The sequence below is a fragment of the Streptomyces sp. SD31 genome (genome assembly GCF_052068475.1).
Taxonomy (GTDB): Bacteria; Actinomycetota; Actinomycetes; order Streptomycetales; family Streptomycetaceae; genus Streptomyces.
The window spans coordinates 95,794-119,343 of record NZ_JBQHCX010000004.1; the positions used below are offsets into that span (position 1 = coordinate 95,794).

Genomic DNA, 23,550 nt, shown 5'->3' on the forward strand with positions numbered 1-23,550 from the left:
TTATGGCGGGGGCGCACGAGGCGCCCCCGCGCCGGACAACTACTTGCCGCTGCAGAGCGCGACGCTGAGGGTGCTCGCCCCTCCATTGCACAGCGCAACGCTGAGGTTGCTGTGCCGCTTCGGCGGCTTGCTGCCGTAGGCGACAGTCGGATCGATTGCCTGCAGTTCGAGGAGTGTCATGGGATTTCACCTCCTCCGTGACCTCGTGGGGACGGGGGGATGTGGCCGTGCGGCTCGGCGCGTCGCTCGCTGGGAGCGAGGAAGGGCAGTCGCACGGGGCTGTTGTGCAGCGCGGAGCCCACGGCGAGCAGGACGCCCGCGCTGCCGGTGGCCAGGTCGGTGGACAGGCGCATCAGCTGATCGCCGGGGAAGGCCAGGTGGCCCTGGTAGGTGAGCGCGTGCCGCGACAGACGGCGTATGTGCTCGGCGACCACCGGGTCCCGCTGTGCGGCCGTGCCCGCAGGATGCGGCCGGCTGAGGCAGAGGATCATTCCGGCCAGCCCCTGGAAGAGTCCCGACTGGATGAAGAACCGGGCCGTGGCCGCCTGGCGGATCGCGGCGGCGGCGGCCTCGTGGAACGGCTCGTCCTCTCGGTGGGCGAGGTAGTCGTCGAGCACGAGGCCGATACCCGCGCTGCCGACCGCCAGATACGGCAGGGTCCGCCAGCCCTCGTCGACTTCCATGGCCCCGCCCTGACGGACGACGCAGCGGCGCAGGTCCTGACGGAGCGCCCGGTCGGCCAGGTCGAGGAACTCCCGGTCGCCGGTGTACTCGTACAGCCGCAGGAACATCAGCGCGGGCCCGGTCGCGCCACGCAGCAGTCCGGCGTACGGGCTCGCGCCGTCGTCGTCCGCCGATCCGAGCCGGTCGGCGACGATGCCCGCCACCGAGAAGGCCGCGTCACGCAGCGCGGGGTCATCGGTGGCCGCGGCGAAGTGCTGGAGGTTCAGGCCGATACCCGCCAGGCCTCCGTACAGATCGGGCCCCAGCTGCTGCCACTGCTCGCCCAGAGCCATGTCGAGGACTTTCATCGCCACGTCGCGGTGGCCGAGGTGGTCGAGCGCGTATGCGATGCCGTGCAGGCCGTCGTAGAAGCCGAGGTGCGTCCCGGGCTCGGGGCGCAGGGCATGCCGGACGAGCCACTCCTCGTGCTCCGGGTAGCGGCCGGCATCGACCGCGTCCAGCGCGTACAGCACGCCCGCCGCACCGTGCGCGAAGCCCAGGCCCCCGCCCGGTGTGGCGAACTGCTCGACATCACCCGGGAAGAGCCGGTCGTCACGGTCGGGTGTGGCGGACGCCAGGATGGCGGCGGTCATGGACTCGCGCGTGCGTACCCAGCCCTGGTGGTCCGGTTCCAGCAGCGCCGGCGTGCCGGGGCCCGCCCGTGTGCCGGCGCCTTCCCCGGCGATCACTCGCACCGCGTCGTCGAAGAATCCGCGGGGAACCGGGAAGGTCCGGGGGATCTCGTCGGCGAACTGCCGTGCCTTTCCCGCGTCGAGCGGGAACAGGCTGGTGAGCGGCAGGAACAGGAAGAAGCGCAGACAGGCCAGTGCGTAGCGGTCGATGTCGATACCGGTCCGGCCACTCGGGACCACGAAGCCGGGGGCGGCGAGGCGCTGGTCCCCCTGGTCGGTCACGTCCGCCGCGCCCTCGAAGTCGATCAGTACCACCCGGCCGTCGGGGCGGACCAGCATGTTGTCGGCATGGAGATCGCCGACGATCATGCCCCTTGCGTGCACGGCGTCAACGGCGCGCTCGACCTTGTCCAGCATGTCGACGGCCCACGACGTGTACGCGGCGGTGTCCATGTCCACGGATTCCGGAAGGACGAGGGGACATCGGTCGACGAAGAGGCTGTTGAGCGTCGGCCCGTCGATGAACTCCTCGACCAGGAAGTGATGCTCCCCCAGGACGAAGTGGTCGAGCAGAGCGGGCACGCAGTCGAGCCCGCGCAGTCGTTCGAGGGCTTCCCGCTCGCGGCGTTGCCTGGTGACCGCGTCCGCGCAGTCCAGGGTGAGCCCCGCGTACGGCCGGGCCTCCTTGAGCACGACCCGCTGCCCCGTCCGTATGTCCTGACCGGTGTAGAGGCCACCCCCATTGGAGAAGTGCAGGGCGCTCTCGATGCGGTAGGGCAGGTCGGCGACGGTCGTGCTGTTGCGTGCGGTGAGGTGGGGTTCGAGGAAGGCAGGCAGCGTCACCCAGTCCGGCACCCGGAACGCGGGTCCGCGCACATCGGGCACGAGCCGGCCGGACGCGTCCTCGATCGCCGGCACCAGCTCCCCATCGGGGGACACACAGGTCCGCATGGCGAACCCGCCGTACCTGACGTACAGCGGGCCGGATCCCCAACGCAGATCACTGAGGACGTAGGGGCCGGGTCGGCCGGCCAGGACGGAGCCCAGCTCGTGGAGGACCGTCTCGAGCTGGGCCTCGTCCGCTGGATAGATCGTCACGAACTTGCCGCTGGCTTCACGGGGGGCGTACTTCGCGTTGGAGAGGAGGAGGTTGTCCACGCTGGGGAGGAACTTGAAGGCGACCCGGCGGGGGACGCAGTAGTCCCACACGGCGGTGAGGGTGTCCCGTGCGTCGTCGAGGCACGCCGATACGTGGATCTTCCAGCCCTGTAGGGGGAGGTCCACACCCTCGGGAGTGAAAACCACCCAGTTGTCCAGATCCGACCGCACCCACCCGTCCGGCGCCGGACACAGGGCCAGCTCGAAGTCGTCACCGCGGCCTTTCGCACGAGCAGGCGTGTCGTAAAAGTCCGGGTCCATGAGGCAATAGGCCTCGTAGCGCACATCCACGGGGTCACCACATTCTCTGCTCATGGGCTCGCGGCCCGTGGACAGACAATTGCTCCGGTGGTCCGAGAACCGTTTTCGGAGCTCGAGGGGGACATTCACCCGGGATCACTACCGAGGATTGCAGACTCCGCCCGCGGTGGAACACCACCGTTCATCACGCCTGCGCGGTGAGACTGTCTCCTCGGGGCCGGGAGAAACGAGGGCTCGCCCAGGCTGTTTGTATGCGGCGGGTTACGGTCCCGCGGTCGTGGCCGTGCTCATGGCCCGGCTTCTACCGTGGCTGCATGCCGGTATCGCTGGACGTACTGCTGGTGGGCGCGGGGCCCACAGGGCTCGCGCTCGCCGCGCAACTGCGCGCCTACGACATCACGTTCCGCCTCGTCGACCGCTCCCTCGACCGGGTGCGCGAGTCCCGGGCACTCGGCATCCAGCCCCGCACCTTGGAGGCGCTGGCGGGCTTCGGCGTGACCGAGCGGCTGGTGGCCCGCGGCAACCCCGCCATGCGGCTGCGCCTGCACCTGAAGCGGCGCACGGTGTCGGTACCGCTCTTCGACATCGGGCTGACGGACACCCCCTACCCCTTCCTGCTGTTCCTCTCGCAGGCCGAGACGGAGAACGTCCTCGGTGAGCACCTGGCCACGCGCGGCGTCCCGATCGAACGCGGCACCGAGCTGATCCGGCTGGACCGACGGGATCACGACGTCCTGTGCCGGCTGCGCGGCCGCGACGGCACGGAGGAAGACGTGGTGGCGCGCTACGTCGTCGGCTGCGACGGCGCCCACAGCACCGTGCGAGCCCAGGCGGGCATCGGCTTCGAGGGCTACGCCTACCCGCAGACGTACCTGCTCGCGGACCTGGACGCCGACGGGCTGGAGCCGGGTGCCGTGCACTCGTACCTGACCGGCGCCGGGATGCTCATCTTCTTCCCGCTCGGCTCACCGGCGCCCTGGCGGATGCTCGCCATCCGGCCGTCCGACGCCCCCGCCGGCGAGGTGACACTGCCGCTCCTGCAACAGATCGCCGACCGGTACGGGGCTCAGGGGCTGACGCTGCGCAATCCGGTCTGGATGACCGACTTCCGGCTCCACAACCGCGGTGCCGACCGGTACCGGTCCGGCCCCTGCTTCCTGGCCGGCGACGCCGCCCACATCCACAGCCCGGCCGGGGCACAGGGCATGAACACCGGCATCCAGGACGCCCTCAACCTGGGCTGGAAGCTCGCCCTCGTGTGCCGGGGCGCCGCACCGGAGGAACTCCTTCAGACCTACGGCATCGAACGCGCCCCCGTCGGCCGCGAGGTACGGCGGTTCACCGACCGCGCGTTCGCCGTCGGCACCAGCCCTCATCCCCTCCTCCGCTTCGCCCGTGCCCGGCTCGTTCCGCGCCTCGCCCCGCTGGCGGTGCGTGCGAGGGCGCCCCGCCGGTGGGTCTTCCGTACCGTCTCCGAACTGGGCATCCACTACCGGCGCAGTCCGGCCTCCACGACGGGCGGACGACCGCCCCGTCATGGCCCGCGAGCCGGTGACCGGCTCCCGGACCTGCCGCGGGGGATCCAGGCCAGGACCGCCGCTCCCGGCTGGCACCTGCTCCTGACCGGCCCGCCGCACCTCTGGCCGGACCAGCGGCTCGCCCCGGTCCTGGCCGGTCGGGCCGACCTGATCACCGTGCACCGCCTCGACGACCGCGGGCCCTGGCCGGACGTCGCCCAGGGACTCGTACGGCCCGACGGCCACGTCGGTTACGTCGCACGCGGTGCCCAGCTGGAGGGGCTGCGGGCCTATGCCGCCCGCTGGCTGCCGACCGACACCACGGGGTGAACGGCTCCCGGCGTTGATCCGTACCACTTTTCGTGCAGTCACAGCGAGGAATCAACCCAGGAAGCGGCCGGGGAAGCGGCCGAGGAAGCACCGGCCGTGTCGCGGCCATCGGCCGTACCGCGACGGCGGCCGGCAGTCTGGTTCTTCTGCTCCTGGCCACCGCGTGCGGCGGGAGTGGGGACGAGGGCGCCGCCGCGAAGAGCAGTCCGACGAACGTCTCCGCCACGGTGGCCGGCGTCGTGGCGCCGGCGAAGGTCGAGGTGATCGCCGACCTGACGGGTTGCGAGGTCAGGATCCGGACCGAGGCGGACGAACTGCGCGAGGGCGTCTGCCGGACGAAGCAGGGCGACTACCTCATCACGACGTTCCCCCAGGAGAAGTACAAGCTGACCTGGCTGGACGCCGCCGCCGTCTACGGCGGCCAGTACCTCGTCGGCACCCGCTGGGTGGTCAGCGCGAAACCGGAGGTGCTGGAGCGGCTCCGGCCCCAACTGGGCGGAAAGATCCAGCAGTTGCGGGGCGTGGGCCCGACCCCCGCTCCGACGGCGTCGTAAGGCCCAGGTCGGCCGCGCGGCTCACTCGACGACCGACGCGGCTCACTCGGCCTCGGCCGCGTCGCTGATTCCCAACCGCAGATGCTCCACGTGGTACACGGCCTGGTCGAGCAGCTCGGCGACATGGTGGTCGTGCAGCGCGTACACGACCGACCGGCCGCGCCGCTCACCCACCACCAGGCCCAGATTGCGCAGCAGCCGCAGCTGGTGCGAGCAGGCGGACTGCTCCATGCCCACCTCGGCGGCCAACTCCGTGGCGGGCAGCGGACCTTCCCGCAGCCGCGCCAGGATCAACAGGCGGGAGGGGGTGGACAGGGCCTGGAGGGTGGTGGCCACCTTGGCTACGTTGGCCGCGTCCAGACGTACGCGCTCGGTGGCGTCCTGCGCGGCGGTGACGGCTCCATGACCCATGGCGGGTATCTTACTCATCGTACCTGAACACATGAATGATCCTTCATGTGTCTCCGGGTTCTTCGACTCCGGCGATCCGGCAGCGCCCAGCCCAGCCGAGGTCGATGTCGGATTCTCGCCAGCCCTCGGCGCCCCCGCTGGTCGATGCTGGACGCATGCAGAAGGGGATGCACATCGACACGGAGCGCTGCGTGCGCGCCGTCCAGTCCAAGGACGCCCGCTTCGACGGCTGGTTCTTCACGGCGGTCGTGACCACCGGGATCTACTGCCGGCCCAGCTGCCCGGTGGTCCCGCCCAAGCCGGAGAACATGCGTTTCCACCCGAGCGCGGCCGCCTGCCAGCAGGCCGGGTTCCGGGCGTGCAAGCGCTGCCGCCCGGACACCAGCCCCGGCTCCCCGGAGTGGAACCAGCGCGCCGACCTCGTGGCCCGCGCGATGCGGCTGATCGCCGACGGCGTCGTGGACCGCGAGGGCGTGCCCGGCCTGGCCGCCCGGCTCGGTTACAGCACCCGGCAGATCGAACGCCAGCTGCTCGCCGAGCTGGGCGCCGGCCCGCTCGCCCTGGCCCGGGCCCAGCGCGCCCAGGCGGCCCGCCTCCTCATCGAGACGACGCCCCTGCCCATGGCGGACATCGCCTTCGCGGCGGGCTTCGCCTCCATCCGCACCTTCAACGACACCGTGCGCGAGGTCTTCGCCCTCGCCCCGACCGACCTGCGCGCCCGCGCACCCCGCAGCAGTCCGGGCAACGCCGCCGGCGCGCTCACCCTGCGCCTGCCGTTCCGCGCCCCCCTCAACCCCGACAACCTCTTCGGCCACCTCGCGGCGACCGCCGTCCCCGGGGTCGAGGAGTGGCGGGACGGCGCGTACCGGCGCACGCTCGGGCTGCCGTACGGCCACGGCATCGTGGCCCTGACCCCGCAGCCCGACCACATCGCCTGCCGCCTCATCCTCAGCGACCTGCGCGATCTGACCGTCGCGATCAGCCGGTGCCGCCGGATGCTCGACCTGGACGCCGATCCGGTCGCCATCGACGACCAGTTGCGCACGGATCCGCTGCTCGCCCCGCTGGTCGACAAGGCTCCCGGCCGCCGGGTTCCGCGCACGGTCGACGAGGCCGAGTTCGCCGTACGGGCGGTCCTCGGCCAGCAGGTCTCCACGGCCGCCGCCCGCACCCACGCGGCCCGCCTGGTCAGCGCCCACGGCGAGCGCGTCGACGACCCGGAGGGCGGCCTCACCCATCTCTTCCCGTCCCCCGAGGCACTGGCGTCCGTGGACCCGGAGTCACTGGCGATGCCCCGCACACGCCGCACGACGTTCACGACACTGGTACGCCAACTCGCCGACGGCGCGGTGCGTTTGGGGCCCGACAGTGACTGGCCGGAGACCCGAGCCCGCCTCCTCGCCCTCCCCGGCTTCGGGCCCTGGACGGTCGACGTCATCGCGATGCGCGCCCTCGGTGACCCCGACGCCTTCCTCCCCACCGACCTCGGAATTCGCCGCGCCGCCCAGGAGCTGGGCCTGCCTTCGACCCCGGCGGCCCTCACGGCCCGGGCAGCCGCGTGGCGCCCCTGGCGGGCGTACGCCGTCCAGTACCTGTGGGCGACGGACAGCCACCCGATCAACTTCCTCCCCGTATAAGGACCTCAAGGACATGCCGACGAAGCACCACACCGTCATCGACAGCCCGTACGGCCCCCTGACCCTCGTCGCCGACGACGGCGTCCTGAGCGGCCTCTACATGACCGAACAGCGCCACCGCCCACCCGAGGAGACCTTCGGCGAGCGAGACGACAGGCCCTTCGGTACGGCGATCGACCAGCTGGAGGCCTACTTCGTGGGCGAGTTGAAGGAGTTCACCCTCGAACTGCGGCTGAACGGAACCGAGTTCCAGCGCCGCGTCTGGGACCGGCTGCGCCACATCCCCTACGGCGAGACCCGCTCCTACGGCCAACTGGCCGACGCCCTCGGCAACCCGGCCGCCTCCCGCGCCGTGGGCCTCGCCAACGGCAGGAACCCGATCGGCATCATCGTCCCCTGCCACCGCGTCGTCGGCGCGGGCGGCGGCCTCACCGGGTACGGCGGCGGCCTGGACCGCAAGAAGCGGCTGCTGGACTTCGAGAGCGGAGCGGCGCTGTTCTGAACCCGTCGGTTCAGTCGGCCCGCTCCGCCGCACCGCGCTCCACACAGAACTCGTTGCCCTCCGGATCGGCGAGGACCGCCCAGCCCCTGCCGTCCGGGGTGCGGCGGTCGTCGACCAGCGTGGCGCCGATGGCCAGAAGCCGCTCGACCTCCTCGTCACGGGTGCGGTCCTGCGGCTGAAGGTCCACATGCACCCGGTTCTTGACCGTCTTGGGTTCGGGGACGGTGACGAACAGCAGGCCCGCGCCCTCGATCAGCACGTCCTCGTCGCCGGGCTTGTCGTCCTCGTGCACGGGCAGGTCCAGCACCTGGGACCAGAAGCGGGCGAGGGTGTAGGCGTCGGTGGAGTCGATCGTCACATGGCGGATCGCAGAAGTCATGACACGGATTCTGATCTGCTCGGTGAGCCCCCGCACCCGCATTTCTACCCGGCGAGTTCGCGCAGCAGCTTCGGCAGCGCCGTGCCGATGGGTTCCCGTACGACGTCGTCGGCGCGGTCGTCGTACGGCGTCGGCTCGGCGTTGACGATGATCAGCCGGGCCCCGTGGTCGGCGGCGACGCCGGCGAGCCCGGCGGCGGGCTGGACCTGCAGGCTGCTGCCGACGGCGATGAACACCTGGCACGCCTTGGTGATCGCGACCGCCTCACCGAGGACTACCGGATCGAGCCGCTCACCGAACATGACGGTCGCCGACTTGAGGATGCCACCGCACTCCAGGCACGCCGGATCCTCCTCCCCGGCCGCCACGCGCGCGAGGGCGTCCTCCATCGGCCCGCGCGCATGGCACTTCGTGCAGAGCACACTGCGCGCGCTGCCGTGCAGTTCGAGTACCTTGCGGGCCGGCATCCCGGCGAGCTGGTGCAGCCCGTCCACGTTCTGCGTGATCACCCGCACCGGCACCCCGGACCGCTCCAGCTCGGCCACCGCCCGGTGCGCGGCGTTGGGCTCGGCCTTGAGCGTCCGGTTCTGCCGCCGCATCTGCCAGGAGCGCCGCCGGATCTCCGGATCGCCCATGTAGTACTCGTACGTCACGAGCTTCTCGGCCTCCGGATCCCGCCGCCACAGCCCGTTCGGCCCGCGATAGTCAGGGATCCCGGAATCGGTGGAGATGCCTGCGCCGCTGAGGATGGCTACGAGGGGCCTGTTCATGGGCCGAGAGTAAGGCGGTGGACCGCCGTGCGGCGAGCGAGTATCCGTCAGGGGCGAGGGCTCGTCAGTCCGTGATGACGGCGTCGCGGTGGATCCACTCGGGGCTGTGGCCCAGGACCGTGACCGTCTCGCCGGCCTCGGTGGTCAGGTCACGGCGGCCGCCCTCCGGCCCATGTGGCGCCCGGTTCTCCCGGCGGCGCATGCATATCCGACGGGGCCGATGTGGTGCTAGCGTCCCGCCATGGCCAAGGTCACCGTGTCACTCGATGCCGAACTCGTCGTGGAAGTCATGGTCCTCGCGGGGGTCGGCAACCCGCAGGACGCCGTCGAGCTCGTCGTCCGCGACTACATCGAGCGCAGCCACCGCACGGAGGCCCGGCTCGCCCAACGCGACGAGGCGCTGCGCGCGGTGGATGCCAAGCCCCGGGACGTCGAGGGCTGAAACCGCCCTCCGGTCACCCCACCCGGTGACCGTTCTCCAGCTCCACCGTCCCCCCGCCGTCCGCGAGGACGTCCAGGGCGGCCAGGACACGGCGGCCCAGGGAGCCGGGCAGATGAGCCGTGATGTCCTCGCGCGGAACCAGCCGCCAGGACAGCAGCTCCTCCTCCTGCAACCGGATCGCCTTGAAGTCGTCCTCGCCGAGGACTCCGCCGTCGTACAGATACGCCACCACCGGCGGCCGTCCCGTGCCGTGCGACCAGTCCACCGCCAGCAGCCGGCCCAGCTCGCGGTCGAGGCCGATCTCCTCGGCCGTCTCACGGCGTGCGCCCTGCCGCGGGGTCTCACCGTCGTCGGACTCGATCGTGCCGCCCGGAAGCGCCCAGCCCTCACGGTAGTTGGGCTCCACGAGCAGGACGCGGCCCTCCGCGTCACGGAAGAGGGCGGCGGCGCCGGCGAGGACGCGGGGGAGACTCGCGATGTACGTGGCGAAGTCTGGCGTGGTGGTCATTGAGGAAGGGTAACCAGCCTGCCCGACCGTGCCTCGGCCGCACGCCCCGCGCAGGGAAGCGTCTCCCGGGCGCACCGTTGCTAGACCTCCGCCTCCGTCTCCGCCAGCCGCACCGTCCGCTCCGCCAGCTCGCTGATCCGCACCCCGTCGAACCCGAACACCGCACTGCGCACCGTGTCCTCCAGCGGCTCGGTCCACTGGCCCGGGATCGCCGCCGCCCCCGTCAGCACACCCGCCACCGAACCGGCCGTCGCCCCGTTCGAGTCGGTGTCCAGCCCGCCGCGCACGGTGAGCGTGATGGTGCGGGTGAAGTCGCCGTCGCCGTACAGGAGCCCGGCGGTGAGCACGGCGGCGTTCGGGACGGTGTGGATCCAGCCGAGCCCGGCGGTCTCCTCGGCGACCGTGGTGAGCGTGTCCTCCCAGGTCATCCGGGTGTCGTGGAGCGAGACGACCCGGCGTACGGTGCGGGCGAGGCGGCTGCTCGCCGGGATGACGGCGAGTGCCCGGTCGACCACCTGCCGGACCGTGGACGCCGTGAACGCCGCCGCGACGAGCGCCGCCGCCCACATCGCGCCGTACACCCCGTTGCCGGTGTGCGACAGCACCGCGTCCCGGCGGGCGAGGGAGGCGGCGCGGCGCGGGTCGCCCGGGCAGGTCCAGCCGTAGATGTCGGCGCGGATGAGGGCGCCGATCCACTCCTGGTACGGGTTGTCGTACGTCGCCGTCAGCGGCGGCTTCAGCCCGTTCGCGAGGTTGCGGTACGCGGCCCGCTCCGCCGTGAAGGTCTGCAGATACGGCAGCCGCAGCAGCCACAGGTCGCCGACCTGCTCGGTGCTGAAGCCGAAGCCGTGCGTCTCCAGCAGGTCGAGGCCGAGGATGGCGTAGTCGACGTCGTCGTCGCGGCAGCTGCCGTGGATCCGGCCGCGCACGCACTGGCGCCACTCGGGGCGCAGCTCGAAGCCGTCGTCCTCGCTGATCGGCTCGGGAAGATAGTCGGTGAGGGGCAGGGCGGCGGCCTGCCGCAGATACTGATCGATACGGTCCCGCGTCCACAGGTCGCCCTGCTCGACCGGCTTGCCGAGCATGTTGCCCGCGATCCGGCCCAGCCAGCCCCCGAGGACGCGGTCGGCGAGCTCTGGCTCAGTGCCCACAGGGGTCATAGGACCGGTTTACCCAATTCCGGGGGCGTCCGCGCGGGGTCCGGCCGGCCGCTCAGGGGGCGCACAGGACGTTCACGGGGCGCTCGTACGGCGTTCTCACGGTCCGGGCAGCGCATGACGGCGGGGGTGTCCTCCGGTTAAGGTCACAGCGGCGCGACTGGCCCTGGCATGCGCCGGGCCCGGAGAGCAAGGGGAAGACAAGGTGGCGGACGCTGCAGTGAACGGTGCCCAGAGGGTGCTCATCGCCGCGGACAAGTTCAAGGGCTCGCTCACGGCCGTGCAGGTCGCCGAGCGGGTGACGGCCGGTCTGCGCCGGGTCGTGCCGGGCATCGAGGTCGAGGCCATGCCCGTGGCCGACGGCGGTGACGGGACCGTGGACGCCGCGGTCGCGGCCGGGTTCGAGCGCCGCGAGGTACGGGTCGCCGGGCCCCTCGGGCACGAGGTGACGGCGGCGTTCGCGCTGCGCGGCGACACGGCGGTCGTGGAGATGGCGGAGGCCAGCGGCCTGCAGCGGCTGCCCGCGGGCGTCTTCGCGCCGCTCACGGCTTCCACGTACGGCTCCGGTGAACTGCTGCGGGCCGCGCTGGACGCGGGCGCCCGCACGATCGTGTTCGGCGTCGGCGGCAGCGCCACCACGGACGGCGGCGCCGGCATGCTGACCGCGCTGGGCGCGCGCTTCCTGGACGCGGACGGGGAGCCGGTGACGCCGGGCGGCGGGGGCCTGGGTGACCTGACCACGGCCGACCTGTCGGGCCTGGACCCGCGACTGGCTTCCGTCGAACTGGTGCTCGCCAGCGACGTCGACAACCCCCTCACCGGCCCTAAGGGCGCGCCGGCGGTGTACGGCCCGCAGAAGGGTGCCTCGCCGGACGACGTGGAGACGCTGGACACGGCGCTCGCGCACTACGCGAAGGTGCTGGAGGAAGCCGTGGGCCCCCGGGCCGCCGAGCATGCCGCTGCCCCCGGCGCCGGCGCCGCGGGCGGCATCGGCTACGGCGCCCTCCTGATCGGCGCACGCTTCCGCCCCGGCATCGAGGTCATGCTGGACGTCCTGGGCTTCGCGCCCGCCCTGGAGCGGGCCGACCTGGTCATCACCGGCGAGGGCTCCCTGGACGAGCAGACCCTCCACGGCAAGGCCCCGGCGGGGGTCGCGGCGGCGGCCCGGGCCGCGAACAAGGAGGTCGTCGCGGTGTGCGGCCGCCTCGCGCTCCCGCCGGAGGCGCTGGGCCGGGCAGGGATCCGCCGGGCGTACCCGTTGACGGAGGTCGAGCCCGACGTCGCGAAGTGCATCGCGGACGCCGGGCCGATTCTGGAGCGGGTGGCGGAGCGGATCGGGCGGGACTTCCTGGGCTGATCCGCTACGGCAGGGGAATCAGATTGCCGTCCAGTTCCCTGAAGTACTTGCCGCTGTCGAGGCCCTCCACCTTGCCGTGCTTGAACCACAGCTTCGAGTAGTGGTGGATGGCTTCGGCGGTGGTCTCCCAGACCAGGGAGTGGCTCGATCCCTCGAAGCAGAACATCAGCTTCCGGGATCCCCCGATGGCCGCATAAAGGTCCGGAACGGAGAAGTGCAGGTTGTCCTGCATCAGCGTCGGGCTGTTGGCCGTCCGGTCCAGCTCCCCGTAGAGGATGAGTACGGGTACCCGGTCGCCGAGTATGTGCTTGCCCTGCGAGTCCTTGAGCGGCGCCGTCTTGCTGTTCCAGCCCCACCAGTAGGTGTTCCGGGAGCGCAGGACGCCCTCGGGCTCGCCATTCACCTTGCGGCCCCACTTGCTGCCGACGGGGTCGTCCTCCATGCAGGCCGCCCATGCAAGCTCGTCGATGCCGGGCTCCCACAGGGCGGGAGTGCCGCTCAACGACCTCTTGAATCCGACCTTGCTGGTGACATTCATCGGAAAACCGAACTGTTCGGGCGGTTTGCCCACAGGCAGTGTCGCGGCCTCCGGCGGGCGCCCGAAGGGGGCATCCAGCGTTCCCGACCACCGTCCCCGCGGCGGGAACATCGGGGCGAGCAGAAACAGGCTCTCGACATGGTCGGGGTGGTTGAGGGTGTAGGGGCCCATGACGAACGAGGCTGCGGACCAGCCGACGAAGTGGATGCGCTTCTCCGAGCCGACCTGGGTCTTGATGAACGCCACCACCGCCGCCAGCTCTGCCCATTCACTCTCCGAATTGCCCAGCTCGGACTTGTACGAGGGCGTGCCGGGCGCCGGGATGGTGTGGTCCACGAGGACCGGTTGCTGCTGGACCGGGTTGGTGTTGTACGGATCGTCCATCACCCCCGGGCGCGGCGACCGTCCGGAGCCCCGGATTTCCATGATGAAGACGTCGAGACCGGCCTGCGCCAGTTCCTGAGCCCAGCTGTACCGGTTGGGGTCGCCGCCGGGCACCGGCGCGAGGTCGAAGCCCGCCAGCGCCGGCACGCTGCGGCCGTGCAGCATCAGCACCGGCCTGCGGTCGTGCCCGGTGGGGGTGCCGTCGTACTCCCGCACAGGGAGCTCCACTTCGTGTTCGAAGTTTGGGATCTTCGAGAGGTGCTTGACCTTGTGCTCCCTGAGTTCGTATGAAGACATGCTCATCTCCCGGGATGAAAGGGGGCAACTGCTGTGAAATCTCCCCCTTCCACCGTCCTCCCCTTCCCCACCCCCAGCAACTGGGCACCCGCACGAGGTAGTTGACCCCTCAAGGGCAAACCCCCGACGCCCTTGAACCGGAAACAGGTGTGGCCCGAGCCGGGAAGGCTCGGGCCACACCTGTCAGCAACGGAGCGAAGGTCAGGGCAGCTGCGCCGCCCGCGCCTCACGCCGATTGTCACGGAAGTTGTTCACCCGGCGAGCCGTGGCGAACAGCGGGATCACCGCGCCCATGACCAGCTGCAGCGCGCAGCCCGTCTGCAGCAGCAGCTGGCCGCTCGGGGCGTCGAAGGCCCAGGCGGCGAGCAGGCCCATGCTGACCACGATCCACGCGAGCATCGCCACCGCGAGCCGCCCCCGCGGCTTCGGGTACTCGACCCGGCTCACCATCAGCCACGCGGTGCCCAGGATCGCCAGCAGCGTCGCCACGAAGGGCAGCTCCAGCAGGACGATCGAGACCACGGTCAGCGCGCCGAACGGCGACGGCATCCCCTGGAACATGCCGTTCGGCGGCGTCACGCAGGAGAATCTCGCGAGCCGCAGCACCACCGCGAGCAGAACGACGATCGCGCCGACCGCCGCCACCCGCTGGTGCGCGTCGTCGGCGACCATGCCGTAGACCAGGACGAAGTACGCCGGGGCCAGCCCGAAGCTGATCAGGTCCGAGAGGTTGTCCAGCTCCGCGCCCATGGGCGAGGAGCGCAGCTTCCTCGCCACCAGGCCGTCGAACAGGTCGAAGACCGCCGCGCACAGCATCAGGATGACCGCCGTGGCCGCGCTGTGGCGGGTCATGCCGGTCTCCGTGCTACCGGTGAGGTCCGGGATCAGGATGCCGGTGGTGGTGAAGTACACCGCCATGAAGCCGCACGTGGCGTTGCCGAGCGTGAGGGTGTCCGCTATCGACAGGCGGAGAGAGAGGGGCATCTCCTCTTCGTCGTCCACCTCGTCGGCCTCGGGCACCCAGCCCGCCTGGGTCTCAGGATCAATCACGGTCAATGCGAGTCACCCCAGCCACGGTCTTCTGCCCCACCTCGACCGCGACCTCCACGCCCTCGGGCAGGTAGATGTCGACACGCGAGCCGAAGCGGATCAGACCGATACGGTCGCCCTGCTCGACCTTCGTGCCCTGCGGGATGTAGGGGACGATGCGACGGGCCACCGCGCCGGCGATCTGGACCATCTCGATGTCGCCGAGTTCGGTGTCGAAGTGCCAGACAACGCGCTCGTTGTTCTCGCTCTCCTTGTTGAACGCCGGAACGAACCCGCCGGGGATGTGCTCCACGGACGTGACCGTGCCGGAGAGCGGCGCGCGGTTCACATGGACGTTGAGCGGGCTCATGAAGATCGCGACGCGGGTGCGGCCGTCCTTCCACGGCATGATGCTCTGCACCACACCGTCGGCGGGCGAGATGACCCGGCCCTGGGCGATCTCGCGCTCGGGGTCGCGGAAGAACCACAGCATGCCCGCCGCGAGAGCGGTGGCGGGCACGGCGACGGCCTTGGCGACGCCGGAGCGGCGTGCGCGCAGCAGGCTGACGGCTGCGGTGGCGACAGTCGGGAGAAGCCACGGCGATGCTCCGCGCGCGAGGCGTACGCCGCCGACCTGGCTGTCGCGTGGTGCAGAGGTTTGGCTGTGGGGCATGGATGACCTTCGTAGCGGATGATGCCGCGCGGTATCAGGGGACGGCGGCTTTCCCGGGATCGTACCGGTCGCGGGCCACAACTGGGCAAGCCAGGAAGTCGAGTCGGCGGCTGAAGAGTGCTGACGGGGTGTGATCTTCTTCTCCAAGAAAACACCCCGTATGCGGATAATCAGCCCTGGAACCGATACTCTTCGAGCAACCTGCGACCGATGATCATTTTCTGGATCTCGGCGGTACCTTCACCGATAAGCAGCATCGGAGCCTCACGGTAGAGGCGCTCGATCTCGTACTCCTTGGAGAAGCCGTAGCCGCCATGGATCCGGAAGGCATCCTCCACGACCTCCTTGCAGTACTCGGAGGCGAGGTACTTCGCCATCCCAGCCTCAAGGTCGTTTCGTTCCCCTGAATCCTTTTTGCGTGCCGCGTTCACCATCATGGCATGCGCGGCCTCGACCTTGGTAGCCATCTCGGCCAGCTTGAACTGGATCGCCTGGTGCTGGGCGATCGGTTTGCCGAAGGTGTGTCGCTGCTGGGCGTACTGGACGCCGAGCTCGAACGCACGCTGAGCGACGCCACAGCCACGCGCCGCCACATTGACGCGCCCGACTTCGACGCCGTCCATCATCTGGTAAAAACCTCGGCCCGTTACGCCACCCAGCACCCGATTGGCCGGAATGCGCAGGCCGTCCATGATGAGCTCGGTCGTGTCGACGCCCTTGTAGCCCATCTTGTCGATCTTGCCCGGGATGGTGAGGCCGGGGCGGACCTCTCCGAAGCCGGGCTCCTTCTCCACCAGGAAGGTCGTCATCGATTTGTGGGGCGCGGTGCCCTCGGGGTGTCCTTCGTCACTTCGGACGAGTACGGCGACCAGAGACGACGTTCCGCCGTTCGTCAGCCACATCTTCTGGCCGTTCAGGACGTACTCCTCACCGTCCTTCACCGCCTTCGACGTGATGGCCGACACATCGGAGCCCAGGCCCGGCTCCGACATCGAGAAGGCGCCACGGATGTCGCCGGCCGCCATCCTCGGCAGGAAGTGGTCCTTCTGCTCCTGCGTGCCGTGCTGCTTGAGCATGTACGCCACGATGAAGTGCGTGTTGATGATGCCGGACACCGACATCCAGCCGCGAGCGATCTCCTCGACGCACAGCGCGTACGTCAGGAGGGACTCGCCCAGACCGCCGTACTCCTCGGGGATCATCAGACCGAAGAGGCCCAATTCCTTGAGGCCGTCGACGATCTGCTGCGGGTACTCGTCGCGGTGCTCCAGCTCGGTCGCGACCGGGATGATCTCCTTGTCCACGAAGTCGCGGACGGTGGAGAGGATCTCCTGCTGAATGTCGGTCAGACCGGCGGTCTGGGCGAGTCGCGCCATGGCTACTTCTCCTGCTCCTTGAGCTCGGGGCGGCCCGGCTGCTCGCCGCCGCGCTCCTTGATGTACGTCTCGGTCGGCACCATGACCTTGCGGCGGAACACGCAGACCAGCGTGCCGTCCTGCTTGTAGCCCTTGGTCTCGACGTAGACGATGCCGCGGTCGTTCTTCGACTTGGACGGCCACTTGTCGAGCACGGTCGTCTGGCCGTAGATCGTGTCGCCGTGGAAGGTCGGCGCCACGTGCTTGAGCGACTCGATCTCCAGGTTGGCGATCGCCTTGCCGGAGATGTCCGGCACGCTCATGCCGAGCAGGAGGGAGTAGATGTAGTTGCCTACGACGACGTTCTTGCCGAAGTCGGTCGTCTTCTCCGCATAGTTGGTGTCCATGTGGAGCGGGTGGTGGTTCATGGTGAGGAGACAGAACAGGTGGTCGTCGTACTCCGTGACCGTCTTGCCCGGCCAGTGCTTGTACGTCGCCCCGACCTCGAACTCCTCGTAGGTGCGTCCGAACTGCATGGCGGTCAGGCCTCCGGGATCTCGAACTTGCTGGTGCGCTGCATGCCGGCCGCACGGCCCTTGCCGGAGATGACCAGCGCCATCTTGCGGCTGGCCTCGTCGATCATCTCGTCGCCGAGCATCGCGGAGCCCTTCTTGCCGCCCGCCTCGGACGTGTAGTAGTCGTACGCGTCCAGGATCAGCTCGGCGTGGTCGTAGTCCTCCTGCGAGGGCGAGAAGATCTCGTTGGACGCCTCGACCTGGCCCGGGTGCAGCACCCACTTGCCGTCGAAGCCGAGGGCCGCGGCGCGCTGGGCGACCTCGCGGTAGCCGTCGATGTTGCGGATCTGGAGGTAGGGGCCGTCGATCGCCTGGAGGTTGTTGGCGCGGGCCGCCATGAGGATCTTCATCAGGATGTAGTGGTAGGCGTCCGCCGGGTAGCCGGGCGGCTGCTCGCCCACGACCAGCGACTTCATGTTGATGGACGCCATGAAGTCGGCCGGGCCGAAGATGATCGTCTCGACGCGCTGGGACGCCGTCGCGATCTCGTTGACGTTGTTGAGGCCCTGGGCGTTCTCGATCTGCGCCTCGATGCCGATCTTGCCGACCTCGAAGCCCATCGTCTTCTCGATCTGGGTGAGGAGGAGGTCGAGAGCGACGATCTGCTCGGCCGTCTGGACCTTCGGCAGCATGATGCAGTCGAGGTTCTGGCCGGCGCCCTCGACGACCGTGACGACATCGCGGTACGTCCACTCGGTCGTCCAGTCGTTGACGCGCACGACCCGCGTCTTACCCGTCCAGTCGCCCTCGTTGAGGAACTTGACGATGGTGTGCCGCGCCTCGGGCTTGGCGAGCGGCGCGCACGCGTCCTCCAGGTCCAGGAAGACCTGGTCGGCGGGGAGGCCCTGGGCCTTCTCCAGGAAGCGCGGGTTCGAGCCCGGTACCGCCAGGCAGGAACGCCGGGGGCGAAGGCGGTTGACCGTGGTCATGCGGGGACCTCCAGGGGGTCGAGCTTGTTCGCTTTCCGGATCTCGTCGACGATGCGGCCGATGATTCCGGTGATGTCGAAGTCCTTCGGGGTGAAGACGGCGGCCACTCCGGCGGCTCGGAGCTGCTCGGCGTCACCATTCGGGATGATGCCACCGGCGATCACCGGTATATCTGTGGCACCGGCCACACGGAGCCGCTCCAGGACGTCCGGCACCAGCTGGGCGTGCGAGCCGGAGAGGATCGACAGGCCGACCGCGTGCACGTCCTCCGCGACGGCCGCGTCCACGATCTGCTCCGGGGTGAGCCGGATGCCCTGGTAGACCACCTCGAACCCGGCGTCACGGGCCCGCACGGCGATCTGCTCGGCGCCGTTGGAGTGCCCGTCCAGGCCGGGCTTGCCGACGAGGAAGCGCAGCTTGCCGACGCCGAGGTCCTTGGCCGTCAGGTCGACCTTGCGGCGCACCTCGCTCATGGCCGAGCCCTCCTCGGCGGGGACCGCCACCGGGGCCGACGACACACCCGTCGGCGCCCGGAACTCGCCGAACACCTCGCGCAGCGCCCCGGCCCACTCGCCGGTCGTGACCCCGGCGCGGGCGCACTCCAGGGTGGCCTCCATGAGGTTGGCGGTGCCCTTGGCGGCCTCCTTCAGCTTCTCCAGCGCCTTGCAGGGACGCGGGTGGTTGAAGGGCGGCTGGTAGCGGGTGTCGCGCCAGTGCTGGAGGGAGGCGATGACACGGGCCTCGACGGCCGGGTCGACCGTCTGGATGGCCGTGTCGAGGTCGGCCGTCAGGGGGTTGGGCTCGGTCGTCTCGAAGATGTTGACGCCGATGATCTTCTCCTGCCCGGACTCGATCCGGGCCCGGCGCTCGGCGTGGGAGGAGACGAGCTGCGACTTGAGGTAGCCGGACTCGACGGCGGCCATCGCGCCGCCCATCTCCTGGATCCGCTCGATCTCCGCGAGGGATTCCTCGACGAGCTTGCTCACCTTCGCCTCTATGACGTGCGAGCCCTCGAAGATGTCCTCGTACTCCAGCAGGTCGCTCTCGTGCGCCAGGACCTGCTGGATCCGCAGCGACCACTGCTGGTCCCAGGGCCGGGGGAGGCCCAGGGCCTCGTTCCAGGCGGGCAGCTGGACGGCACGCGCGCGTGCGTCCTTGGAGAGGGTCACGGCCAGCATCTCCAGCACGATCCGCTGGACGTTGTTCTCCGGCTGCGCCTCGGTCAGGCCGAGGGAGTTGACCTGGACGCCGTACCGGAAGCGGCGCTGCTTGGGGTTCTCGATGCCGTACCGCTCGCGCGTGACCTGGTCCCAGATCCGCCCGAACGCCCGCATCTTGCACATCTCCTCGATGAAGCGGACACCCGCGTTCACGAAGAAGGAGATACGGGCCACGACGTCCCCGAACTTCTCGGCGGGGACCTGCCCTGAGTCGCGTACGGCATCGAGAACCGCGATCGCGGTGGACATCGCGTACGCGATCTCCTGGACCGGCGTGGCGCCCGCCTCCTGCAGGTGGTAGCTGCAGATGTTGATCGGGTTCCACTTCGGGATGTGGGAGACCGTGTACGCGATCATGTCCGTCGTCAGCCGGAGTGAGGGCCCCGGCGGGAAGACATGGGTCCCCCGCGACAGGTACTCCTTGACGATGTCGTTCTGGGTCGTGCCCTGGAGCTTGGTGATGTCCGCGCCCTGCTCCTCGGCGACGACCTGGTAGAGCGCCAGCAGCCACATGGCGGTGGCGTTGATCGTCATCGAGGTGTTCATCTGCTCCAGGGGGATGTCCTGGAACAGCCGGCGCATGTCACCGAGGTGCGCGACGGGCACGCCGACCCGGCCGACCTCGCCGCGGGCGAGGATGTGGTCGGAGTCGTAGCCGGTCTGGGTCGGCAGGTCGAACGCGACCGACAGACCCGTCTGGCCCTTGGCGAGGTTGCGCCGGTACAGCTCGTTGGACGCCTCGGCCGTGGAGTGACCGGCATAGGTCCGCATGAGCCACGGCCGGTCCTTCTCCCGCTTGCCTTCGGCAGGCTGACGCTCAGTCATCTATGACCTCGACTGCTCTCAGATGTTGCGGAAGCGGTTGATGGCGTCGATGTGCTGGGCGCGCATTTCCTCATCGCGCACACCCAGGCCCTCCTCGGGGGCCAGGCACAGGACGCCGACCTTGCCCTGGTGGAGGTTGCGGTGCACGTCGAACGCGGCCTGGCCGGTCTCCTCCAGGGAGTAGACCCTCGACAGGGTGGGGTGGATCTTGCCCTTCGCGATGAGCCGATTGGCCTCCCAGGCCTCGCGGTAGTTGGCGAAGTGCGAGCCGATGATCCGCTTCAGGGACATCCACAGGTAGCGGTTGTCGTACTCGTGCATGTAGCCCGAGGTCGAGGCGCAGGTGGTGATGGTGCCGCCCTTGCGGGTGACGAAGACCGAGGCGCCGAAGGTCTCGCGGCCGGGGTGCTCGAAGACGATGTCGATGTCCTCGCCGCCGGTGAGCTCACGGATGCGCTTGCCGAAGCGCTTCCACTCCTTCGGGTCCTGGGTCTGCTCGTCCTTCCAGAACTTGTAGCCCTCGGCGTTGCGGTCGATGATCGCCTCGGCGCCCATCGAGCGGCAGATGTCCGCCTTCTGCGGCGAGGACACGACGCAGATGGGGTTGGCGCCGCCGGCGAGGGCGAACTGCGTGGCGTACGAGCCGAGTCCGCCGCTCGCGCCCCAGATCAGGACGTTGTCGCCCTGCTTCATGCCGGCGCCGTTGCGGGAGACCAGCTGGCGGTACGCGGTGGAGTTGACCAGGCCCGGGGCCGCGGCTTCCTCCCAGCTGAGGTGACCCGGCTTGGGCATCAGCTGGTTGGACTTGACCAGGGCGATCTCGGCGAGGCCGCCGAAGTTGGTCTCGAAGCCCCAGATGCGCTGCTCGGGGTCGAGCATCGTGTCGTTGTGGCCGTCGCTGGACTCCAGCTCGACGGACAGACAGTGCGCGACGACCTCGTCACCGGGCTTCCAGGAGTTGACGCCCGGGCCGGTGCGCAGGACGACGCCCGCGAGGTCGGAGCCGATGATGTGGTACGGCAGGTCGTGGCGCTTGGCCAGCTCGCTGGTGCGGCCGTAGCGCTCCAGGAATCCGAACGTCGACAGCGGCTCGAAGATCGACGTCCACACCGAGTTGTAGTTGACCGAGGAGGCCATCACGGCCACCAGGGCCTCGCCCGGGCCGAGCTCGGGCAGCGGCACGTCGTCGAGGTGGATCGACTTGCGCGGGTCCTTGTCGCGGGTCTCCAGTCCCGCGAACATCTCCGTCTCGTCCTTGTGCACGGTGATCGCGCGGTACGACTCGGGGAGCGGCAGGGCGGCGAAGTCGGCCGGCGTCGATTCCGGCGACTGGATCGCGTCCAGAATGTCCTTCACGGTCACGGTGTTGCCTCCGGCGGTGAGCGCCCTGAGGGAGGGGCGCTGAGGGTTACGTCGGTGCTGCTGAGGGTTGTGGTGGTTGCCGTCGGTTCGGCGGGTGGTGCTGTTCGGCAGCGCTTTGTGGCGCGGGAGGTTGCCTGTGACGCAGGCGTCCGGGCGCGCAGGCCCGGGAGGGGGCTTGCGGGGACAGCCGGCGTACGAATGGTCTCTGCACGCCGGCCGCCCGGACACCTTCAACGTATGGCACGGCGTGTCACCTGGCAAGGCACCGAGTGCCAGAACTTGCTCTCAGATGAAATCTTTACGTAACAAATGAGCGATGATCGATCAAAGCTACCCGTGAGTAGGTATCAATCGGGTGGAATGGGGCGGTGCTGAAGCGCGGCGCTGGAGAGCGTCGGCCGGGCAGGCCAGGTACAGCGCCATCGCCGTCCGCGGCTCCCGCACCCCGCGGCCCGCGAGCTCCTCGATCTTCGTCAGCCGGTACAGCAGCGTGTTCCGGTGGATGGCGAGCCGGTCGGCGGTCCGTATGAGCTGGAAGCCGCACTCCGCCCACGGAGCGGCGGGAACAGGAGTGGATGGGGCCGCGCCCGATGACCCCGGACGGCCTGCCCTTGATCGGCCCGCTCCCGGGCCGTCCCCGTGTCCTGCTCGCCACCGGCCACAACATGCTGGGCGTGATGCCGGCCCCGGCGACGGGACGGCTGGTCGCCGGGCTGCTGACGGGGGGCGGAACCGGGGCCGGCGGCCCGGTTCGCGCCGGGCCGGTCGGTCCGGCGCCTTCAGGTCGGCGCTAGGCGCCCAGGCCGAGCAGCGCCACCTGCAGGGGGAGCGCCGGCTCCTCGGGGAGGGCGGGAGGCTCCTCCCCGCGGCCCGTGTGGGTGGGCGGGACGGTGCGCAGGCCCTTTATGCCCTCGGCCGCCCACTTCGCGTCCGTCGCGGCGAGGGACAGGGTCATGCGCCGCCCGTCGGCCAGCGTGGCTTCGAGCTTGCTCGGGTCGTTCGTCTGCATGGCAACTCACTTCCGTCACGGCCCATGAAGATCGTGCTTCGACATGGAGGACGGATGAGCCGACGCGATGGTTCCCACTGAGGGAGCCATCACGAGCACCCTGCGTAGCGGCCTGAGTCCGCCGGTATGAATCCGCCGACCTGGGTCCGCCGGCCCGGGCCCGTTCGCCTAGGCCCGCTCCTTCAGCGCCTGCTCGATGGTCCGCATCACCTCGTCCAGCGGCGCGTCGGTCCTGGCCACCGTCACCAGCACCTCCCCCTGCGCCGCCACGGAGGCAGGCGCCGTACGCGGCGCGGTCTCCCGGCCGGCCCCGATACCCGTCCCGAACGTCCGCCGCACGATCGCGAAGGCGTGGTCGAGCTGCGCCTCCACATCGCCCTGGCCCCCCGCCCGCAGCCAGCGCCGCAAGACGTGGTTGTGCGCGGTGACCACGGCGGACGCGGCGACCTCCGCCAGCAGCGGGTCGTCGTTGGCGTCGTCGTCGTGGGCGTGTTCGTCGAAGTGGCCGAGGAGGTAGCGCGTGAAGAGGCGCTCGTAGCGGGCCACCGACGCGATCTCCGCCTCGCGCAGGGTGGGTACCTCGCGCGTCAGCTTGTAGCGGGCGACCGAGATCTCCGGCCGGGCCGCGTACATCCGCATGACTTCCTTGATACCGCGGCACACCGTGTCGAGCGGGTGCTCATGGGCCGGTGCGGCGTTGAGCACCGCCTCGGCGCGGATCAGGGTGTCGTCGTGGTCCGGGAAGATCGCCTCTTCCTTGGAGCGGAAGTGGCGGAAGAACGTGCGGCGGGCGACCCCGGCCGCGGCCGCGATCTCGTCGACGGTGGTCGCCTCGTACCCCTTGGTCGCGAACAGCTCCATCGCCGCGGCCGCCAGTTCGCGGCGCATCTTGAGCCGTTGGGCGGCCGCGCGACTGCCGGCGGCACTTTCCGGTGCGTCGGGCGTGGCTGGTGTACGTGAGGACTTGGCGGGCTGGGGCATGACCCGAACGTACTGCATGTGCGCAGCTTGATGCG

The 23,550-nt window shown here is 70.0% G+C and carries 25 protein-coding genes and 1 pseudogene; 7 read left to right on the forward strand and 19 right to left on the reverse strand.

Features of this window, described 5'->3' with window-relative positions; translation table 11 throughout:
* Positions 1–39: 39 nt before the first annotated feature.
* On the reverse strand, positions 40–180 hold the full coding sequence (locus ACTMVF_RS10285; RefSeq protein ID WP_441270642.1) for a SapB/AmfS family lanthipeptide: 141 nt from the start codon (positions 178–180) through the stop codon (positions 40–42).
* The gene (gene lanKC, locus ACTMVF_RS10290) at positions 177–2,804 is read right to left on the reverse strand and encodes a class III lanthionine synthetase LanKC (RefSeq protein ID WP_441270643.1); all 2,628 of its coding nucleotides are present in this window, start codon (positions 2,802–2,804) and stop codon (positions 177–179) included. Before lanKC ends, ACTMVF_RS10285 begins: the two co-directional genes overlap by 4 nt.
* A gap of 284 nt (positions 2,805–3,088) precedes the next feature.
* On the opposite strand from lanKC, the gene ACTMVF_RS10295 reads away from it, so the two are divergent.
* Both ACTMVF_RS10295 and ACTMVF_RS10300 read left to right on the forward strand, forming a co-directional pair.
* A complete protein-coding gene (locus ACTMVF_RS10295; RefSeq protein WP_441270644.1) occupies positions 3,089–4,621 on the forward strand; it encodes an FAD-dependent monooxygenase in 1,533 nt (510 codons plus the stop codon).
* A 107-nt stretch (positions 4,622–4,728) separates the two neighbouring features.
* A complete protein-coding gene (locus ACTMVF_RS10300) occupies positions 4,729–5,175 on the forward strand; it encodes a hypothetical protein (RefSeq protein ID WP_441270945.1) in 447 nt (148 codons plus the stop codon).
* A 42-nt stretch (positions 5,176–5,217) separates the two neighbouring features.
* Here ACTMVF_RS10300 and ACTMVF_RS10305 read toward each other — a convergent pair whose 3' ends face one another.
* Complete coding sequence (locus ACTMVF_RS10305; protein WP_128434192.1) at positions 5,218–5,586, reverse strand: ArsR/SmtB family transcription factor; 369 nt, start codon at positions 5,584–5,586, stop codon at positions 5,218–5,220.
* Between the two features lie 155 nt (positions 5,587–5,741).
* Between ACTMVF_RS10305 and ACTMVF_RS10310 the strand changes: the two genes are divergently transcribed.
* Complete coding sequence (locus ACTMVF_RS10310) at positions 5,742–7,223, forward strand: DNA-3-methyladenine glycosylase 2 family protein (RefSeq protein ID WP_441270645.1); 1,482 nt, start codon at positions 5,742–5,744, stop codon at positions 7,221–7,223.
* Positions 7,224–7,236: 13 nt separating this feature from the next.
* Positions 7,237–7,725, forward strand: a complete 489-nt coding sequence (locus tag ACTMVF_RS10315; RefSeq protein WP_441270646.1) for a methylated-DNA--[protein]-cysteine S-methyltransferase — start codon at positions 7,237–7,239, stop codon at positions 7,723–7,725.
* Between the two features lie 10 nt (positions 7,726–7,735).
* Here ACTMVF_RS10315 and ACTMVF_RS10320 read toward each other — a convergent pair whose 3' ends face one another.
* The 3 genes from ACTMVF_RS10320 to ACTMVF_RS10330 form a co-directional block, all read right to left on the reverse strand.
* Positions 7,736–8,104, reverse strand: a complete 369-nt coding sequence (locus ACTMVF_RS10320) for a VOC family protein (RefSeq protein ID WP_441270647.1) — start codon at positions 8,102–8,104, stop codon at positions 7,736–7,738.
* 44 nt (positions 8,105–8,148) lie between these two features.
* Entirely contained in the window at positions 8,149–8,874 is a 726-nt protein-coding gene (locus tag ACTMVF_RS10325) for an SIR2 family NAD-dependent protein deacylase (protein ID WP_441270648.1), read from the reverse strand.
* A 64-nt stretch (positions 8,875–8,938) separates the two neighbouring features.
* Positions 8,939–9,076 carry a hypothetical protein gene (locus ACTMVF_RS10330; protein WP_441270649.1) on the reverse strand — a complete coding sequence of 46 codons (138 nt, stop codon included), beginning with the start codon at positions 9,074–9,076 and terminating at the stop codon, positions 8,939–8,941.
* Positions 9,077–9,115: 39 nt separating this feature from the next.
* Between ACTMVF_RS10330 and ACTMVF_RS10335 the strand changes: the two genes are divergently transcribed.
* A complete protein-coding gene (locus ACTMVF_RS10335) occupies positions 9,116–9,316 on the forward strand; it encodes a DUF2191 domain-containing protein (RefSeq protein ID WP_441270650.1) in 201 nt (66 codons plus the stop codon).
* Between the two features lie 13 nt (positions 9,317–9,329).
* On the opposite strand, the gene ACTMVF_RS10340 is transcribed toward ACTMVF_RS10335, so the two are convergent.
* On the reverse strand, positions 9,330–9,824 hold the full coding sequence (locus ACTMVF_RS10340; protein ID WP_441270651.1) for an NUDIX domain-containing protein: 495 nt from the start codon (positions 9,822–9,824) through the stop codon (positions 9,330–9,332).
* A gap of 80 nt (positions 9,825–9,904) precedes the next feature.
* Complete coding sequence (locus tag ACTMVF_RS10345) at positions 9,905–10,984, reverse strand: ADP-ribosylglycohydrolase family protein (protein WP_441270652.1); 1,080 nt, start codon at positions 10,982–10,984, stop codon at positions 9,905–9,907.
* Between the two features lie 235 nt (positions 10,985–11,219).
* Here ACTMVF_RS10345 and ACTMVF_RS10350 point away from each other — a divergent pair, with 235 nt between their 5' ends.
* Positions 11,220–12,338: a glycerate kinase gene (locus ACTMVF_RS10350; RefSeq protein WP_441270946.1), complete on the forward strand. Its 1,119-nt coding sequence runs from the start codon at positions 11,220–11,222 to the stop codon at positions 12,336–12,338.
* Between the two features lie 4 nt (positions 12,339–12,342).
* On the opposite strand, the gene ACTMVF_RS10355 is transcribed toward ACTMVF_RS10350, so the two are convergent.
* From ACTMVF_RS10355 to ACTMVF_RS10395, 9 genes and pseudogenes are all read right to left on the reverse strand, one after another.
* On the reverse strand, positions 12,343–13,557 hold the full coding sequence (locus tag ACTMVF_RS10355) for an alpha/beta hydrolase (protein ID WP_441270653.1): 1,215 nt from the start codon (positions 13,555–13,557) through the stop codon (positions 12,343–12,345).
* Positions 13,558–13,758: 201 nt separating this feature from the next.
* A complete protein-coding gene (pssA, locus tag ACTMVF_RS10360; protein ID WP_441270947.1) occupies positions 13,759–14,577 on the reverse strand; it encodes a CDP-diacylglycerol--serine O-phosphatidyltransferase in 819 nt (272 codons plus the stop codon).
* Between the two features lie 22 nt (positions 14,578–14,599).
* On the reverse strand, positions 14,600–15,259 hold the full coding sequence (locus ACTMVF_RS10365; RefSeq protein WP_301995591.1) for a phosphatidylserine decarboxylase: 660 nt from the start codon (positions 15,257–15,259) through the stop codon (positions 14,600–14,602).
* 170 nt (positions 15,260–15,429) lie between these two features.
* On the reverse strand, positions 15,430–16,635 hold the full coding sequence (locus ACTMVF_RS10370) for an acyl-CoA dehydrogenase family protein (protein WP_031475707.1): 1,206 nt from the start codon (positions 16,633–16,635) through the stop codon (positions 15,430–15,432).
* 2 nt (positions 16,636–16,637) lie between these two features.
* Positions 16,638–17,150 carry a MaoC family dehydratase gene (locus tag ACTMVF_RS10375; protein ID WP_030948303.1) on the reverse strand — a complete coding sequence of 171 codons (513 nt, stop codon included), beginning with the start codon at positions 17,148–17,150 and terminating at the stop codon, positions 16,638–16,640.
* 5 nt (positions 17,151–17,155) lie between these two features.
* Entirely contained in the window at positions 17,156–18,118 is a 963-nt protein-coding gene (locus tag ACTMVF_RS10380; protein ID WP_030948307.1) for an HpcH/HpaI aldolase/citrate lyase family protein, read from the reverse strand.
* Positions 18,115–20,163: a protein meaA gene (locus tag ACTMVF_RS10385; RefSeq protein ID WP_441270654.1), complete on the reverse strand. Its 2,049-nt coding sequence runs from the start codon at positions 20,161–20,163 to the stop codon at positions 18,115–18,117. Before ACTMVF_RS10385 ends, ACTMVF_RS10380 begins: the two co-directional genes overlap by 4 nt.
* A gap of 18 nt (positions 20,164–20,181) precedes the next feature.
* Positions 20,182–21,525 carry a crotonyl-CoA carboxylase/reductase gene (ccrA, locus tag ACTMVF_RS10390; protein ID WP_441270655.1) on the reverse strand — a complete coding sequence of 448 codons (1,344 nt, stop codon included), beginning with the start codon at positions 21,523–21,525 and terminating at the stop codon, positions 20,182–20,184.
* A 330-nt stretch (positions 21,526–21,855) separates the two neighbouring features.
* Positions 21,856–22,065 (reverse strand): annotated as a pseudogene (locus ACTMVF_RS10395) (helix-turn-helix domain-containing protein); the annotation flags it as partial.
* A gap of 35 nt (positions 22,066–22,100) precedes the next feature.
* Between ACTMVF_RS10395 and ACTMVF_RS10400 the strand changes: the two are divergent.
* The gene (locus ACTMVF_RS10400; RefSeq protein WP_441270656.1) at positions 22,101–22,319 is read left to right on the forward strand and encodes an FAD-dependent oxidoreductase; all 219 of its coding nucleotides are present in this window, start codon (positions 22,101–22,103) and stop codon (positions 22,317–22,319) included.
* Here ACTMVF_RS10400 and ACTMVF_RS10405 read toward each other — a convergent pair.
* A complete protein-coding gene (locus tag ACTMVF_RS10405; RefSeq protein WP_441270657.1) occupies positions 22,316–22,534 on the reverse strand; it encodes a hypothetical protein in 219 nt (72 codons plus the stop codon). The two genes, ACTMVF_RS10400 and ACTMVF_RS10405, sit on opposite strands and share 4 nt — an antisense overlap.
* A gap of 168 nt (positions 22,535–22,702) precedes the next feature.
* A complete protein-coding gene (locus ACTMVF_RS10410) occupies positions 22,703–23,515 on the reverse strand; it encodes a TetR family transcriptional regulator (protein ID WP_403333965.1) in 813 nt (270 codons plus the stop codon).
* Positions 23,516–23,550: the final 35 nt, after the last annotated feature.